Origin of the sequence: Rhizobium albus (assembly GCA_030160035.1) — a bacterium.
GTDB classification, from domain to species: domain Bacteria; phylum Pseudomonadota; class Alphaproteobacteria; order Rhizobiales; family Rhizobiaceae; genus Georhizobium; species Georhizobium albus.
The window spans coordinates 54,841-70,020 of sequence record BSNO01000003.1 but is presented as its reverse complement, the minus strand read 5'-3'; the positions used below and the strand labels follow the sequence as shown (position 1 = coordinate 70,020).

15 protein-coding genes are annotated in these 15,180 nt (G+C 62.5%); 8 read left to right on the top strand and 7 right to left on the bottom strand.

All coding sequences use genetic code 11. The features are described 5' to 3' along the window. Positions 1-13: 13 nt before the first annotated feature. Positions 14-1,033: a LacI family DNA-binding transcriptional regulator gene (locus tag QQL76_RS08165; protein ID WP_499207209.1), complete on the bottom strand. Its 1,020-nt coding sequence runs from the start codon at positions 1,031-1,033 to the stop codon at positions 14-16. 87 nt (positions 1,034-1,120) lie between these two features. Then, positions 1,121-1,612 (bottom strand): MarR family winged helix-turn-helix transcriptional regulator, encoded by a 492-nt coding sequence (locus tag QQL76_RS08160; protein ID WP_499207208.1) that lies wholly within the window; start codon positions 1,610-1,612, stop codon positions 1,121-1,123. 114 nt (positions 1,613-1,726) lie between these two features. Here QQL76_RS08160 and QQL76_RS08155 point away from each other — a divergent pair, with 114 nt between their 5' ends. Then, positions 1,727-2,581 carry a creatininase family protein gene (locus QQL76_RS08155; protein ID WP_499207207.1) on the top strand — a complete coding sequence of 285 codons (855 nt, stop codon included), beginning with the start codon at positions 1,727-1,729 and terminating at the stop codon, positions 2,579-2,581. Between the two features lie 3 nt (positions 2,582-2,584). Here QQL76_RS08155 and QQL76_RS08150 read toward each other — a convergent pair whose 3' ends face one another. Further along, complete coding sequence (locus QQL76_RS08150) at positions 2,585-3,790, bottom strand: cryptochrome/DNA photolyase family protein (RefSeq protein WP_499207206.1); 1,206 nt, start codon at positions 3,788-3,790, stop codon at positions 2,585-2,587. A 147-nt stretch (positions 3,791-3,937) separates the two neighbouring features. Here QQL76_RS08150 and QQL76_RS08145 point away from each other — a divergent pair, with 147 nt between their 5' ends. From QQL76_RS08145 to QQL76_RS08130, 4 genes are all read left to right on the top strand, one after another. Continuing rightward, the gene (locus QQL76_RS08145; RefSeq protein ID WP_499207205.1) at positions 3,938-5,092 is read left to right on the top strand and encodes a CobW family GTP-binding protein; all 1,155 of its coding nucleotides are present in this window, start codon (positions 3,938-3,940) and stop codon (positions 5,090-5,092) included. A gap of 4 nt (positions 5,093-5,096) precedes the next feature. Then, the gene (locus tag QQL76_RS08140) at positions 5,097-6,071 is read left to right on the top strand and encodes a WD40 repeat domain-containing protein (protein ID WP_499207204.1); all 975 of its coding nucleotides are present in this window, start codon (positions 5,097-5,099) and stop codon (positions 6,069-6,071) included. 275 nt (positions 6,072-6,346) lie between these two features. Next, a complete protein-coding gene (locus tag QQL76_RS08135; protein ID WP_499207203.1) occupies positions 6,347-7,582 on the top strand; it encodes a putative DNA modification/repair radical SAM protein in 1,236 nt (411 codons plus the stop codon). A gap of 2 nt (positions 7,583-7,584) precedes the next feature. Further along, entirely contained in the window at positions 7,585-9,045 is a 1,461-nt protein-coding gene (locus tag QQL76_RS08130; RefSeq protein ID WP_499207202.1) for a UdgX family uracil-DNA binding protein, read from the top strand. A gap of 66 nt (positions 9,046-9,111) precedes the next feature. Here QQL76_RS08130 and QQL76_RS08125 read toward each other — a convergent pair whose 3' ends face one another. Continuing rightward, positions 9,112-9,678 (bottom strand): GNAT family N-acetyltransferase, encoded by a 567-nt coding sequence (locus tag QQL76_RS08125; protein WP_499208333.1) that lies wholly within the window; start codon positions 9,676-9,678, stop codon positions 9,112-9,114. 117 nt (positions 9,679-9,795) lie between these two features. Further along, positions 9,796-10,929 carry a type III PLP-dependent enzyme gene (gene odc2 / locus QQL76_RS08120; protein ID WP_499207201.1) on the bottom strand — a complete coding sequence of 378 codons (1,134 nt, stop codon included), beginning with the start codon at positions 10,927-10,929 and terminating at the stop codon, positions 9,796-9,798. 562 nt (positions 10,930-11,491) lie between these two features. Here odc2 and QQL76_RS08115 point away from each other — a divergent pair. The 3 genes from QQL76_RS08115 (at position 11,492) to QQL76_RS08105 (ending at position 14,235) form a co-directional block, all read left to right on the top strand. Then, a complete protein-coding gene (locus QQL76_RS08115) occupies positions 11,492-12,391 on the top strand; it encodes a LysR family transcriptional regulator (protein ID WP_499207200.1) in 900 nt (299 codons plus the stop codon). 102 nt (positions 12,392-12,493) lie between these two features. Continuing rightward, positions 12,494-13,153: a DUF1007 family protein gene (locus tag QQL76_RS08110; RefSeq protein WP_499207199.1), complete on the top strand. Its 660-nt coding sequence runs from the start codon at positions 12,494-12,496 to the stop codon at positions 13,151-13,153. Next, positions 13,147-14,235, top strand: a complete 1,089-nt coding sequence (locus QQL76_RS08105) for a nickel/cobalt transporter (protein ID WP_499207198.1) — start codon at positions 13,147-13,149, stop codon at positions 14,233-14,235. Before QQL76_RS08110 ends, QQL76_RS08105 begins: the two co-directional genes overlap by 7 nt. A gap of 28 nt (positions 14,236-14,263) precedes the next feature. Here QQL76_RS08105 and QQL76_RS08100 read toward each other — a convergent pair whose 3' ends face one another. Next, positions 14,264-14,485, bottom strand: coding sequence for a hypothetical protein (locus tag QQL76_RS08100; RefSeq protein WP_499207197.1), 222 nt, complete (start codon positions 14,483-14,485; stop codon positions 14,264-14,266). Beyond that, on the bottom strand, positions 14,482-15,180 hold the full coding sequence (locus tag QQL76_RS08095; RefSeq protein ID WP_499207196.1) for a GNAT family N-acetyltransferase: 699 nt from the start codon (positions 15,178-15,180) through the stop codon (positions 14,482-14,484). Before QQL76_RS08095 ends, QQL76_RS08100 begins: the two co-directional genes overlap by 4 nt.

Genomic DNA, 15,180 nt, shown 5'->3' with positions numbered 1-15,180 from the left:
TTCTTGTCTGATGTCAGCGTGGATGGAGAGGAGCCGTCGATTGCCGGATGCGCATTTCCGGCTTGATGAGGTGGAGGTAATCTTCGGCATGGCTGCCGGCTAGCTTGTCGAGCAGTGCACGCGCCGCCATGCGCCCAACCTCGGACTGGCCGTTCCAGACGGTCGTCAGCGCCGGCGTTGCGATCGATGCTTCCTCGAGATCGTCATAGCCAGTGACCGAGATATCGCGCCCCGGAACGAGACCAGCGCGCTGGATGCCATTCATCAGGCCGATGGCGACGAGGTCGTTCCAGCAGACGGCGGCAGTGGGTTTTTGCGGCATTGAGAGGAAATTCACCGCCGCTTCGAAGCCGCCCTGCTTCGTGCGCGGACCGGGTATGCGCAGCACCGGATCTACTTCGATGCCGGCCTTCTTCAACGCATCTACATAGCCCTGATAGCGGTCGCGGCCGGTCGAGGTCTGGTCCGTGCCGCCGATCATGGCGATGACGCGATGACCGAGGCCGATGAGATGGTTCGTGGCAAGCGCGATCCCGTAGGCATCGTCGCCGCGGAAGGTCGGCACGTCGATATCCGGCACCGAGCGCGCAATGAGGATCGTCGGCATGCCATTGTTTTCCGCTAGCAGCAGATCGTCACGCGGGGTGCCGATGGCAGGCGACATGATCACGCCATCGCTGCCGAGCTGCAGCAGCGTTTCCAGGAAGGTGCGCTGCTTTTCGACCGAGTCGTAGTGGTTCGACAGGATGAAGGTCTGACGGTTGCGATCGAGCTCGCTTTCGATGGCGCGCAGAATTTCCGCGTAGAACGGGTTCATGATGTCGTGGACGACGACGCCGATGATCCCGGAGCGCGATGTGCGCAGGCTCGCCGCACGGCGGTTGTAGATGTAGCCGAGCGCGCGGGCCTGGTCCTTGATCTTCTCGCGCGTCGTGTCGGCGACGAGGGGACTGTCGCGCAAGGCAAGCGAAACGGTTGCCGTCGATACGCCCAGCGATTCAGCGATCGTCGAGAGTTTGATCTTCTGGGCCAACCGGTCTCCACCCCTGTGACATGATTTAAAGCGTTTAAATAAACAGATTGAACGCGCGGCGACAATGGCGTTGCACTCGCGTGGCGATCAAGCCTGCGGCGCAGTCGTCTCAGAGATGTTTTCCTCCAGCTTCTTCAGAAGCTTTGCCAGCTGGCGGGTCTCCTTGCCGCTAAGGCCCGCCAAAAGAGCCTGCTCGACACCCGCCGTCGCCTGCCTGATCGAGGCCAGCGTCTCCTGGCCGCGCGCAGTCAGGGTAATTTCGGTGCGGCGGCCGTCGCTTCCATTGTCGCGCTTTTCCACAAAACCCTGCGCCATCAAGCGATTGACCGTCTTGGTGATGGTCGGTGCCCGCACACCGAGTTCGGCAGCGATGACGCCCGGCGATTTCCCGTCGGCTTCCGCCAGCGACAGGATCACCATTTCCTGCCCGGCATAGAGACCGTGGTCGACGAGATCGCGGGCGAGCAAGGTGCGCATGGCGCGGGCCGTCTGGATCAATGTGGTCGACAGCGTGCCATCGGCCACTGTCTCCTGGTCGCGCTTTTTCTTGCCCTTTTCAGGCTTGTCCTTCTTCGCCATCTTCGGCGATCTCCCCTCAGCCGCTTGCATCCTCTCCCTTTGGCCCTTTATTGCAGGGCAAGCGAGCAGGCATTCTTTTGCCGGCTTATGTTATCAAGGCGCGAAGGCGAGACAATGGGCATTCCTGTTGGCATTCCTTTGGGCACTCCTGGGGGCACCCCTGGGGCCCTTCCCGAGCGTTTCCTCAGCGCCGATCTGCGTGACATCGAAGGTCGCGCAACGGAGCCGGCCGATCGTGCGGACTGGATTGCCGTTCTGCCGCTTGGGGCGCATGAACAGCATGGGCCGCATCTGCCGTTCGAGACGGATACGATCATCGCGGATGGGCTTGCGCAGCGCATCGTGGCGCTTTTGCCGGATGGCCTTCCCGTCACCATGCTTCCCGTCGAGCCGGTCGGTTACTCGATCGAGCACATGGACGTGGCGGGGACGCGCACGCTCGGCTATCAGGAAGCCATCGAGCGATGGCTCGGCATCGCCGCCGATCTCAATGCTGCGGGTATCCGCAAATTCGTGATGCTCAATGCCCATGGCGGCAACGCGCCGCTGATGACGGTGATCGCCACGGAAGCCAGGGTGCGCTTCAACATGCTTGCCGTGGCGACAAGTTGGACGCGGTTTCCCCTGCCGGAAGGTGTGATCTCGCCAGCCGACAAGCCCTTCGATATCCATGGCGGGCTGATCGAAACGTCGATGATCCTGGCGCTGAAACCCGAAACGGTAGCGATGGACAAGGCGGAGAATTTTCCATCCTTCCAGCGCGAATTGGCCGGAAACATGCGCCATCTGCGCGCCTACGGCCCGCACGCCTTTGGCTGGAAGGCGAGCGATCTCAATCCGCAGGGCGTGGTGGGCGATGCTGCGAGCGCCGATGCCGAGACGGGTCGGCGCATCATCGACCATGCGGCGGCGCAGTTCATCGAGCTTCTGGACGACGTCCACCGCTTCGACGCGGCCCGCCTGACGTAAAGATCAGACGCTGCGCCTCGCCATCAAGGCTAGCATGTCCGCGATGACCGTTTTCAACGCAAAGAAGCCCTTCGTCGCATGCGGCCAGGCTTCGCGGTCATAGGCGCGGATCGGCCGGACCATCGCGATCTCCTGGCTTTGCAGCGCTTTCGCGATGCGGTTCAGGGCATCGTTGACCGGGCCGACTGGAGCATGAGGCGCGACGACCTGGCGGGCGCCTGATTGCACAACGCGGGCAGCGATACGCTCCGGATCCGTCTCGAGCGAACCATCGCGCCCAGCGGCATGAGTGGCAAGGGCATCCACAAGCGCGCCGCGCGTGAATGCCGCTGCCAAATTGCCCTTCTCGCCTGGCGAACGTCCAGCGGATGCATCGAGTGCAATTACATCAACAATGTCGTCCGGCAGCGCGTCAAAGGGTGGCGCGATGCAATCGTCGTCGTGGAGAAGAAGGACGCTCGGAACGGCCGCGGGATTTCCACCAACCGGCAGTTTCGACGGGCGCGGCGGCTCCGGGCCATCGAGCGGTGGCGCGTTTTCGTTGAGACCCTTGGGGTTGAAACGCCCATTCGTATATCGGCGAATGTTGTCGCGCGTGGCGAGATAATTCTTGCCGCGGGTGTGCAGGCCCCCGACCCAGCGCCAGGAGAGCGTGTTGGAGGCCGGGTCGCCATCCATCAGATGGCGCATGAAGAAGTCGGCTCCCAGTTCCCAGGGCAGCCGGAGCGTGAAAATCCAGATCGATGCGAACCACATGCGCGCGTGGTTGTGGAGATAGCCGGTTTCCACCAGTTCCAGAGCAAAAGCATCGAAAGCGTCGATCCCGGTGGTGCCCGCAACGGCCTGATTGTAAGCGGTGGCAAGCCCCTTATTCGCCGCGAGCGCGGCGAGGGATCGGTCACGCGCCGTCTCATAGTCGCGCCAGACCTGCGGGCGCTGCTCCAGCCAACCCTTGAAGTATGTGCGCCAGTAAACTTCCTGGATGAACTTCTCGGCATCACGCGCAGAATGCCGTTCAAGAACTGCCGTCACGACTTCTTCTTCAGAGACAAGGCGGTGGCGCAGATAGGGCGACAGCATCGAAACGGCATTTCGCGCAGGATCGCCGAAATCGGTGTTGCGGTCGCGGGCGTAGCGTTCGCCGGCGTCATCGACGAATTCCGCCAGGCGCTGCAATCCGGCCTCTCTCGTCGCCACCAATGCCGCCATCTCGCCGTGCTCCCTTGTCCAGACGAGCGGGAGATAGATGGCAAGGCGGGAAAGGAAAGGCGCCGGGGCAGCACTTCCGTCCTGGTACCCTTGGCAGAGCCCGCTCGGAGGGCCTATATCCCGAGCAACGAATGAAAGGTTCCCGCCATGAGCGACGCAGCGACGCAATCCGTCCCGAACCCTGCCACATCCACCGACGCCAAGCCGATCCCCGTCACTGTGCTGACGGGCTATCTCGGTGCCGGCAAGACCACGCTCCTCAACCGCATCCTGTCGGAAAACCACGGCCAGAAATACGCGGTCATCGTCAACGAGTTCGGCGAGATCGGCATCGACAACGATCTGATCGTCGAGAGCGACGAAGAGATCTACGAAATGAACAATGGCTGCGTCTGCTGCACGGTGCGCGGCGACCTGATCCGTGTCGTGGAAGGCCTGATGCGCCGCCCCGGCCGCTTCGACGCGATCATCGTGGAAACGACCGGCCTTGCCGATCCGGCCCCGGTCGCCCAGACCTTCTTCATGGACGAGGACGTGCGTTCCAAGACGCAGCTCGACGCCGTCGTCGCGCTCGTCGACGCCAAGCACCTGCCGCTGAGGCTCAAGGATTCGCGCGAGGCCGAAGACCAGATCGCCTTTGCCGACGTCGTCATCCTCAACAAGACCGACCTCGTCGACGAAGCCGAACTGCGCAAGATCGAGGCGACGGTGCGCGCCATCAATCCCTCAGCACGCATCCACCGCGCCGAGCGCGCCAAGATCGATGTGACCCAGGTGCTCAACCGCGCCGCGTTCGATCTGCAGCGGGCGCTGGAGAGCGACCCGCACTTCCTCGACCAAAAGGACCATGATCACGACCACGATCATGTTTGTGGCCCGGACTGCGATCATGATCATCACGATCACGCCCATCATGACCATGATCACCACGGACACGAGCACCATGGGCACGACCACCATGGGCACGATCATCATCACCACGGCGAAGCATCCGACATCCACGATGCGACGGTGCAGTCGGTGTCGCTGCGCGCGGGTTCCATGGACCCGAAGAAGTTCTTCCCGTGGATCGAGAAGATCACCCAGATGGATGGACCGAACATCCTTAGGCTCAAGGGCATCATCGCCTTCGAGGGCGACGAGGATCGCTATGTCATCCAAGGAATCCACATGCTGATCGAAGGCGATCACCAGCGGGCCTGGAAGGACGGCGAGAAGCGCGAGAGCCGCATCGTCTTTATCGGCCGCGAGCTCGATCGCGAAAAGTTGGAACGCACCTTCCTCGCCTGCCAGGCCGGCTGAACGGATGCCGACAGTCGCTCCTCTCGACCTTGACGGGTATTGCGTCGCCGCGCGCTTCGTTTCAGGTATTCCGACCTTCGCGATGGCGGACGGCACCGTCCATCGGCTCTATCATGGCCACAAGACCGTGGCAGCGCATGACGGGCTGCTGGTGGCGACGCTTACCGGTGACGCCAAGGCCCTTCTGACGGGCGGCGAGGATGGTAAGGTAAGCCGCATCTCCGCCACGGGCGAGATCGAGACGCTCGCCGAGATCGGTCGCAAATGGATTGGCCAGATCGCGTCCGGGCCTCAAGGGGTGATCGGTTTTTCCTCCGGGCGCACTGCCTATGTGCGGCTGGCAGACGGAACGCTCAAGGAGATCGCCTGCGAGCGAACGGTCGAGGGCATAGCCTTCGCGCCGAAGGGCCTGAGGGTGGCGCTTGCCCGCTACAACGGCGTGACCCTCGTCTGGGCCGGCATGGATTCCAAGCCTGCGGAACTTGAATGGAAGGGCAGCCACACGGGCATCACCTTCTCGCCCGATGGCAAGTATCTCGTCACCACGATGCAGGAACAGGCACTGCATGGCTGGCGCATGTCCGACCTGCACGACATGCGAATGTCCGGCTATCCCGCCAAGGTGAAGTCGCTATCCTGGAGCTTCAAGGGCAAATGGCTCGCCTCATCCGGCGCGCCGGCCGCGATCGTGTGGCCCTTCGTCGGCAAGGATGGCCCGATGGGCAAGCCGCCGCTCGAACTCGGCACGCGGGGCGACGCGCTCGTCACCGTCGTCGCCTGCCATCCTGCACAGGATGTGGTCGCCATCGGTTTCAATGACGGCATGATCCTCGCTGCACGCATGGAAGACGGCAAGGAGGTGCTCTTGCGCCGCCCCGGCAAGGGCGCCCTCTCCTCGCTCGACTGGAGCCGCGATGGCCACCAGCTTGTTTTCGGCTCCGAGGCCGGCGATTGCGGCGTGGTGGATATCACTGCTTGAACATTGCGGCGCTGCCTTGCGGCCCTCCATGATCTCCCCCAGCCCTCATCCTGAGCCTGTCGAAGGGCGAGGGCGTGGCGGCATCTCTCGCGCCCCTCATGGTGAGCCTGCCGAACCACGAGGCGGGCATGATCGGGGCCACCTCGTCCTTCGACAGGCTCAGGATGAGGTGGATTGGACTTTCGTGAGAACCGATCGGCAGGGCTCCCAAATCCCTCGGTATCTATACAATAAAAGACATAGACGCCAGCCTCCTGCGAACATAGCATGAACGCATGGCTCAGCTATCGACGATGGAAAAACTGGCGATCCTTTCGGACGCTGCGAAATACGACGCTTCTTGTGCTTCCTCCGGTTCGACGAAGCGCAACTCGCTCGCCACGGGTGGCATCGGGTCGACCACCGGGGCCGGCATTTGTCATTCCTATGCGCCGGACGGGCGATGCATTTCGCTTCTGAAAATCCTGCTCACGAATTTCTGCATTTACGATTGCGCCTATTGCATCAACCGGTCGTCGTCGAATGTGCGTCGGGCCCGCTTCACGGTGCAGGAAGTCGTCTACCTGACGCTCGATTTCTACAAGCGGAACTACATTGAGGGGCTGTTCCTCTCCTCCGGGATCATCCGTTCGCCGGACGAAACGATGATGCAGTTGGTCGAAGTGGCACGGCAGCTTCGCGTGACGCACCGCTTTGCCGGCTACATTCATTTGAAGACCATTCCGGATTGCGACCCGCTGCTGCTCGAGGAAGCGGGTCGCTTTGCCGACCGACTGTCGATCAATGTGGAATTGCCGACCGATGACGGCGTTTCGCGCCTAGCGCCGGAGAAGCGTCCTGCGGAAATCCGTAAGGCGATGGGCAATTTGCGGATGAAGATCGAGGAGAAATCCGAGCCGACGCTGCGCACCAAGAGAAAAGAACGCTTTGCGCCGGGCGGGCAGTCGACGCAGATGATCATCGGCGCCGATGCCGCCAATGATGACACGATCCTGAAAACCAGCGCCCGGCTCTATTCGAGCTATCATCTGAAGCGCGTGTACTACTCCGCCTTCAGTCCGATACCGGATGCGAAATCATCGCTGCCGCTCATCCAGCCGCCGCTGATGCGCGAGCATCGGCTGTACCAGGCCGACTGGCTGATGCGCTTCTATGGCTTCGAGCAGAACGAGATCCTGGCGGGCCAGAGCGACGGGATGCTCGATCTCGCCGTCGACCCCAAGCTTGCTTGGGCGCTTGCCAATCGCCAGCGTTTTCCAGTCGACGTCAACCGGGGCGATCGGGAATCGCTGCTGCGCGTGCCGGGGCTCGGCACCAAGGCCGTGGCGAAGATCCTGCAGGTGCGGCGCTATCGAACGCTCAGGCTCGAGGATGTCGGCCGGCTTTGTCAGTCGGTCAACAAGGTTCGGCCGTTCATCACCGCGCTCGATTGGCAACCGGGCGGACTGACCGATAGTCCTTCGCTCAAAGCACGCATGACGCCGCAACCGGCGCAGTTGTCGCTGTTCTAACCATGTACTCGGTTACCCTCGCCGATCAGACGGATTTCGACGGGTGGCGCCATGCGGCGCGGCAGCTGGCGCTGGCCGGCGTCAAGCCCGGCGACGTCCGGTTCAGCGTGGTTGGGCAGACGGCGGAAGACCTTTTCGAGAATGCGTCATCGCTTCTGCCCGAGCCGCCGGCCGGTGCGGAATTCACCGTGCCGCGCGAGGTTGTCAAACGGCTGGAACAGGTGATCCATCATCGCGATCCGGATCGCTTCTCCTTCATGTACCGGCTGCTCCTGAGGGTTTCGCGCGAGAAAAACCTGCTCCGCATCGCATCCGACCCAGACATCCAGCGGCTCGAACGGATGGAAAAATCGATCCGGCGCGATGCCCACAAGATGCATGCCTTCGTGCGCTTCCGGAAGATCGACGTGGCGGGCGAAGAATGGTTCGTCGCCTGGTTCGAGCCGGAGCATTATATCGCAGAACGCGAAGCGGGGTTCTTTCGGGCGCGCTTCACCGGCATGAAATGGACGATCCTGACACCCTGGCGCTCGATCTCCTGGGACGGCGCGGACATCACGGTCATGCCGGGCGCAAGCAAGGAAGATGCACCCGCAGACGATGCGGCCGAGGATCTCTGGCGCACCTATTTCACATCCATCTTCAATCCCGCCCGGTTGAAGGTGAAGGCCATGCAGGCCGAAATGCCGAAGAAATACTGGCGGAACCTGCCCGAGGCGCCGCTCATTCCTGGCATGATCGCCGGCGCCGGCAAGGCAGCGGAAGAGATGGTGGCGCGCGCGCCGACCCTCTCCGCGCCGCACCACGCCCGCATCCAGGAACAGTATTGGGAGCCGAAAAAGATGGGCGGCATGGCCGAGGAAGAGATCGCCGCGACGCTCGATGCGCTGGAGAAACAGGCCGAGGGCTGCCGACGTTGCCCGCTCTGGAAGGATGCGACGCAGACCGTCTTTGGCGAGGGTCCACGCGATGCGGATGTTGTCTTCGTCGGCGAGCAGCCTGGCGACCAGGAGGATCTGGCGGGAAAACCCTTCGTCGGGCCGGCCGGACAGATGTTTAACGCCACGCTGGAAGAGGTCGGCATCGATCGTCAGCGCGTCTATGTCACCAATGCGGTGAAGCACTTCAAGTTCGAGCCGCGCGGCAAGCGGCGCATCCACTCCAAGCCCAATTCGGGGGAAGTACAGGCCTGCCGCTGGTGGCTCGACCAGGAACTGACGCTGATCCAACCCAAGCTCACCGTGGCGCTTGGCGCAACAGCGCTCACCGCCTTGTCCGGCAAGACGATGCCGGTGACGAAGAACCGGCGGCAGATCGTGACGACCGAGAGCGGGCTGCGCGTGTTCGTCACCGTGCACCCGTCCTTCCTGCTGCGCATTCCGGACAAGGAGACCGCGGCGCGCGAGCGCCGCCTGTTTGCGGAGGATCTTGCCGCCGTGCGGGACCTGATGAACGCGGCCTGAAGCGCCAAAACGAAAGAGCCGCCCCGGGAGGGAGCGGCCCTACGCATTATCGATTGTAAGATATTCTCAGGCCTTGCTGCCGGAAGCGCTGACGAAGCCTGCAGCACCGTCCAGATGACCGCGCTTGAGTTCCAGCGCGAGGAACCGGTCGCGCTGGAACGGGCCAGGCAGCATCAGCGTCGCCGTCTTTTCGCCCGTGAAGCCAAAGCGCTCGTAATAGGGCGCGTCGCCAACGAGCAGGATCGCGCCATGGCCGTAGCGCCGCGCCTTTTCAATCGCGCGCAACATCAGGCCCGTGCCGATGCCGGCTGCCTTGGCCGATGGATCGACAGCGAGCGGGCCGAGCAGAAGCGCCGGCACGGCGCGGCCTTCCCGGTCGATGCCGGCATGGATATCCCAAAGCCGCACCGTACCGAGGATGTGGCCCGCACGGTTCTTGGCGACAAACGCAAGGCCGGCGGCCGGAAGGCGGCCGTGGCGCAGCTTCTCCGACGTCTTCGTGCGCCAGTCGGGCGCCATGGCGCGCGCAAGCAACGCATTGCGCTCGTCGATTTCATACGCAGCTTCCGCGCGGATGGTGATCAGATCCTCAGCGGCGAGGCCGGCTTTAGCGGTGTCGATCTGGTGGGACAGCGTGGTCATGGGCATGACTTTCGGGACGAATGGAGAGCACGCAGCCGCGCGTCCACGTCAAGCGAACGCTGCAGCCAGTGGCAGACCTGTCGAGGGCTGGAACCCAGCCCCCGGCGGTCAGATGACGTAGGATCGGAGCGGTTCGAAGCCGTTGAAGGCCACGGACGCGTAGGTCGTCGTGTACGCGCCGGTGCCTTCGATCAGAACCTCGTCGCCGATCGTCAGGGAGACGGGCAGCGGATAAGGCGCCTTTTCATAGAGCACGTCGGCGCTATCGCAGGTCGGGCCGGCGATCACGCAGTTTTCCATGTCGTCCGCGTCGCGGGCCGTGCGGATCGGGTAGCGGATCGCCTCGTCCATCGTCTCGGCGAGCCCGCCAAACTTGCCGATGTCGAGGAAGACCCAGCGCAGCTGATCGGTGTCGGCCTTCTTGGAGACGAGCACGACTTCAGCCTTGATCACGCCGGCATTGCCGACCATGCCGCGACCCGGCTCGATGATCGTCTCCGGCAGGTTGTTGCCGAAATGCTTGCGCAGCGCACCAAAGATCGCCTGGCCGTAGGCTTCAGCCGTCGGCACGTCCTTCAGGTACTTGGTCGGGAAACCGCCACCCATATTGACCATCTTGAGCTCGATGCCCTGCTGGGCGAGCTTTTCGAACACACGGCGCGCGTCCGACAATGCTGCATCCCAGGCGTCGAGCTTGGTCATCTGCGAACCGACATGGAACGAGACGCCATAGGAGACGAGACCGAGCTGGTGGGCGTAGACGAGCACATCGACGGCCATCTGCGGCACGCAGCCGAACTTGCGCGACAGCGGCCATTCGGCGCCTTCGCCATCGGTCAGGACGCGGCAGAACACGCGTGCGCCGGGGGCGGCACGGGCGACCTTCTCGACTTCCTCATGGCTATCGACAGCAAAGAGGTTGACGCCGAGCGCATGGGCACGCGCCACGTCGCGCTCCTTCTTGATCGTGTTGCCGAAGGAGATACGGCGTGCGGTTGCACCAGCATCCAGGGCCATTTCGATTTCGGCCACGGAGGCGCAATCGAAGTTGGAGCCCATGGAAGCGAGAAGCTTCAGGATTTCGGGCGCGGGGTTGGCCTTGACGGCATAATAGATGGAGCTGTCGGGCAACGCCTTCTCGAAGGCGCGGTAATTGTCGCGCACGATGTCGAGATCGACGACGAGGCAAGGGCCTTCGGGACGTCGGGTTGCGAGGAAATCGCGGATACGGTCAGTGGTCATCGGGGTCGCTCCCATTTCCATGCCCGGCTTGAAAAGCCGGATGACAAAGGACGACGCCAGCCCGAAGGACGACGGCCGATGGAGGACCGCAGTTCCGCAAGACTTGCGACGCAATGGCTGAACCAGCGCCCGCCCGGGCGATGATTCGGACTTTGTCTGCCTTGGATTGGATGGGGGTGACCCAACCGCACTTTCGGCAATGAGGGTGTGCCTCTTCAGTAACCCCGGCATTTGGACAGCCGGCAGACACCAGAAAGGCCCGCACCGTCGTTGCTTCAAGATGTCCTCGCTCTTTCCGGTTGGCCGGAGAAGCGACTGGAGGGGTTAGTTCCAGGTACCTTACCGAATTTCCTCACCATTCGAGGGTTCGGCGGACACCCACAGGCACGTGCGACTTTGGGCAGCACCGGAAATAGTGAGTCGCGCTGTCACAATCAAGAGGTTTTTCATCGGATCGCGTCGAACACGTAAGCGTCATTCGGCCCCAGAATGCCGTTCTGCCTCTTGCGATCGCGGTATCCGACAACATATGCGGCTGAACTAAAGCAAGGACCTCCTTACATTGGATACATTGACGCGCATTCGAGCCTTCATAGACGTGGTCGAGGCAGAGGGCTTTTCCGCAGCATCGCGCAAGATCGGCCGGTCTAAGGCGCTGCTTTCAAAATATGTCCGGGAGTTGGAAGACGAGCTCGGCGCCCTTCTCTTGAACCGCACGACGCGGCAATTCTCCCTTACCGAAGCGGGTCACACCTATTACAAGAGCGCGTCTGAAATCCTGAAGGAAATCGACAGCCTCGCGGACCTGGTTCGCGAGAACAACAGCGATCTGAAAGGCCGATTGCGGATTTCGGCCCCTCGCACCTTCGCCGACGCGGATATCGGCGCATCGCTGGTCGATTTCGCCGTCGATCATCCCGACCTGACGCTCGATGTCGTCGCCGACGATCGATTCGTCGATCTGGTGGAGGAAGGCTTCGACATCGCGATCCGCATCACCCGGCTTGAGGATTCCGGACTGATCGCCCGAAAGCTTGGGCCCTTCCGCATCCTCGTTTGCGCCTCGCCCGCGTTCATCGAAGAACATGGACCGTTGAACGACCCGACGGATCTCGCGCGTCTGCCCTGCATTCTCGACACCAATGGTCGCTCGCTCAGCAACTGGCGGTTCCAGCGCGCCGATGGCAGCCAGTTCACGGTCAACGTGAATGTCCGCATGGAGGTCAACAGCCCGATGATGGCCATGCGCGCCGCGATCGGCGGGCTTGGCGTGACGATGCTGCCGGACTTCGTGGCGAAGGCCGCGCTCGACAGCGGCGAACTCGTCTCGCTCTTCGAGGAAAACGGCATCGACGATCGCGGCATCTACGCGATCTATCCCCACCGCCGCTATCTGCCGGCCAAAGTTCGCGCCTTCGTCGACCATCAGACCGCATGGTTCAGGAAGCTGCATCAGGGCTGAGAGGCCTGTTTCGCGAAAGCTTGCGGTGCCACGGTCGAATTTCAGCCGCCTTTTCAAGGCAAGCGGTGGCTATCGGGATTCGGGACAGTGTCAGGGGCATCGATGAAAACGACACGGAAAAGCGGATTGGCGCGCCTGGCGTTTGCCGGGATCTGCCTGCTGGCCCTGCCGACGTCTGCCGGCGCTCATCCTCACATCTTTGCCGAAGCACGGCTCGAGGTCATGCTCGGCGACGATGACAAGGTGGAAGAGCTTCGCCATGTCTGGCGTTTCGACGAGTTCTTTTCCTCCACCGTGATGCTGGAATTCGACGCGAACTCCAACCTCCAACTCGAGCAGGAGGAGTTGGAGGCGATCGGCGAAACCGTGCGCCAATCGCTGGGCGATTTCGACTATTACACTGCCATTCACCGAAATGGCGTTGATCTCGGCGTCCAGGCGCCAGATCGTATCTTCGCCAATTTCGAGAATGGGCAGCTTCTGATGTTCTTCGCGGTGAAGCCCAAGGAAGACGCGCCGCTCGATGGCAAGCTGACCTTCGGCGTCTACGATCCGACCATGTATGCCGCGATCGACTTCGCGAATGACGGCGACATGGTCGTCATGGGCAATGCCGGCGGATGCGAGAGCGCCGTGGTGCGGCCCGATCCCGATCAGGTGCTTGCCGAAATGCAGGGCAGCCTGACGGAAGCCTTCTTCAACGATCCCGAGGGCTACGACATCTCGCAGCTCTTCGCGACACGGCTGGAGGTGACATGCTGAAGGTCTCGACCAGAATTGCCTTGCCTGTGTGCCTCGCGTGCATTGCTGCAGGCCTGCTGATCGCGCCGGCGCTCGCGCAATCGCCGCTCGGTATCGGCACCGCCGAACCATCGATCAACACCGGCGGTTTCATGAGCGGCTTCTTCGGCTGGATCAACGCGCTGCAGCAGGATTTCTATCGCTCGCTGACGAGCGCGCTGCGCGACATGCGGGAAGATCCGTGGAAGCTCTCCGGCCTGATCGGCCTGTCGTTTGCCTATGGCGTCTTCCACGCGGCCGGACCGGGGCACGGCAAGGCGGTCATTTCCGCTTACATGGTCGCCAACGAGGTTGCGCTGCGTCGCGGCATCTTCCTGTCCTTCGCGTCGGCTCTGCTTCAGGGCGTCATGGCGGTTCTGGTGGTGGGACTCACCTATCTCGTGCTGCGCGGCACGGCGATTTCCATGACGGACGCGACCCGCAGTCTCGAAATCGCAAGCTTTGCCGTCATCACTGCCTTCGGCGCGTGGCTGCTCTACCGCAAGCTCGCCCCCGCCCGCCGACGCCCGGCGACGCTGTCGGCCGCAGCGGTTGCGCCCGCCCAAGGCCATCACCAGCATGACCATCATCACCATGATCATGGGCATCACGACCATCATCATGGTCATCACCATCATGATCACGGTTCGCATAGCCATTATCAGGATCATGCACATGCCGTCGGCGACGCGTGCTCGGTCTGCGGTCATTCCCATGCGCCCGATCCGGCCCTGCTTGCAAAGGAGCGCCTTTCCACGCGCGAGGCCTGGTCCGCCGTGCTGGCCGTCGGTCTGCGGCCCTGCTCCGGCGCTCTGATCGTCCTGACGTTTGCGCTTTTAAACGGCCTCTATCTCGGCGGCATTCTCTCGGTCTTCGCCATGTCGATCGGAACCGCCATCACCGTTTCGGTGCTTGCGTGCCTCGCGGTCGGCGCGAAAGACGTCGCGATCCGCTATTCCGGCAGCGGCAGCGCCGTGCGGGTGACGAACGGCATTGAGATTTTCGGCGCGCTCTGCGTATTCGTCATCGGCGCGCTGTTGCTCACGGCCGCACTTGCCGCCTGATTTCGTCGGGTTCCTTTAGCGGCCAGGTCTAGCGGCTTGGGCCCGAACGTTCGTTGCGGCGCTGCTGCCGGGCACGCAGCCAGAATATCGCAAAGAAGGCGAGGACGAACACGACCGCCACGCCATAGGCCAACCAGGTCGAGATTTCCGACAACTGGATCATCAATGGCGGCATCACGAAAAAGCCGAGGCCTACGAATGCGAGGAAAGCGGCGGCGGCTAGTGCCGAATTGCGGTCCGACTTGTTCAAGGTTCTGTCCTTTCGCCCGCGATGAGAGCGGCGCGTATGTCTTCCAGCGTCTGCCGCTGATGTCCGGTTGGATCAAAGTTGTCAGGACTAAGCCAGGCTTCCAGGGCCCGACCGATCACCGGCCATTCCTTGTCGATCATGGCATACCATGCAGTGTCGCGGTTCCTGCCCTTCGAGATCATGTGCTGGCGAAAAACGCCCTCGAATGTGAAGCCGAGACGCTCGGCCGCGCGCTTGGAGGGCTGATTGTCGTTGTGGCACTTCCATTCATAGCGCCGATAACCAAGATCGTCGAAGACGTGCCGCGCCATGAGATAGTGCAGTTCGGTGGCTGCGGGTGTTCGCGCCATTGCCGCACCATGGGCGACTGCCCCCACCTCGATCGAGCCGTTCGCGGCATCGATGCGCATGTAACTTGCCATGCCGAGGACGCTTCCCGTCGCCGCATCGACAGCCACGAGCGTGCGCCAGTTTTCCTGCACGCTTTCGAGCCAGCCGATGAAGTCCGCGACGGAATGATAGGCCGGGTTCGGGAAGTAGTGGAGGCGGTCGTTGATCGCATCGGCACCACCCAAGGCATCCCAAAGCGCTTGTCCATGGGACGCCGCGCTGAAGGGCTCAAGCGTCACGAACCGGCCCTTGAGCCGCACGTTCTCAGGGGTCTTGCAGCCCGTCCAGTTCTCCAAATCGCGCAT

Excerpts from the sequence above, each read along its gene's own strand:
- QQL76_RS08160 (WP_499207208.1), bottom strand. The coding sequence starts at position 1,612 with ATGGCGAAGAAGGACAAGCCTGAAAAGGGCAAGAAAAAGCGCGACCAG.
- QQL76_RS08155 (WP_499207207.1), top strand. The coding sequence starts at position 1,727 with ATGGGCATTCCTGTTGGCATTCCTTTGGGCACTCCTGGGGGCACCCCT.
- QQL76_RS08150 (WP_499207206.1), bottom strand. The coding sequence starts at position 3,790 with ATGGCGGCATTGGTGGCGACGAGAGAGGCCGGATTGCAGCGCCTGGCG.
- QQL76_RS08145 (WP_499207205.1), top strand. The coding sequence starts at position 3,938 with ATGAGCGACGCAGCGACGCAATCCGTCCCGAACCCTGCCACATCCACC.
- QQL76_RS08140 (WP_499207204.1), top strand. The coding sequence starts at position 5,097 with ATGCCGACAGTCGCTCCTCTCGACCTTGACGGGTATTGCGTCGCCGCG.
- QQL76_RS08135 (WP_499207203.1), top strand. The coding sequence starts at position 6,347 with ATGGCTCAGCTATCGACGATGGAAAAACTGGCGATCCTTTCGGACGCT.
- QQL76_RS08130 (WP_499207202.1), top strand. The coding sequence starts at position 7,585 with ATGTACTCGGTTACCCTCGCCGATCAGACGGATTTCGACGGGTGGCGC.
- odc2 (WP_499207201.1), bottom strand. The coding sequence starts at position 10,929 with ATGACCACTGACCGTATCCGCGATTTCCTCGCAACCCGACGTCCCGAA.
- QQL76_RS08110 (WP_499207199.1), top strand. The coding sequence starts at position 12,494 with ATGAAAACGACACGGAAAAGCGGATTGGCGCGCCTGGCGTTTGCCGGG.
- QQL76_RS08105 (WP_499207198.1), top strand. The coding sequence starts at position 13,147 with ATGCTGAAGGTCTCGACCAGAATTGCCTTGCCTGTGTGCCTCGCGTGC.
- QQL76_RS08095 (WP_499207196.1), bottom strand. The coding sequence starts at position 15,180 with ATGCGCGATTTGGAGAACTGGACGGGCTGCAAGACCCCTGAGAACGTG.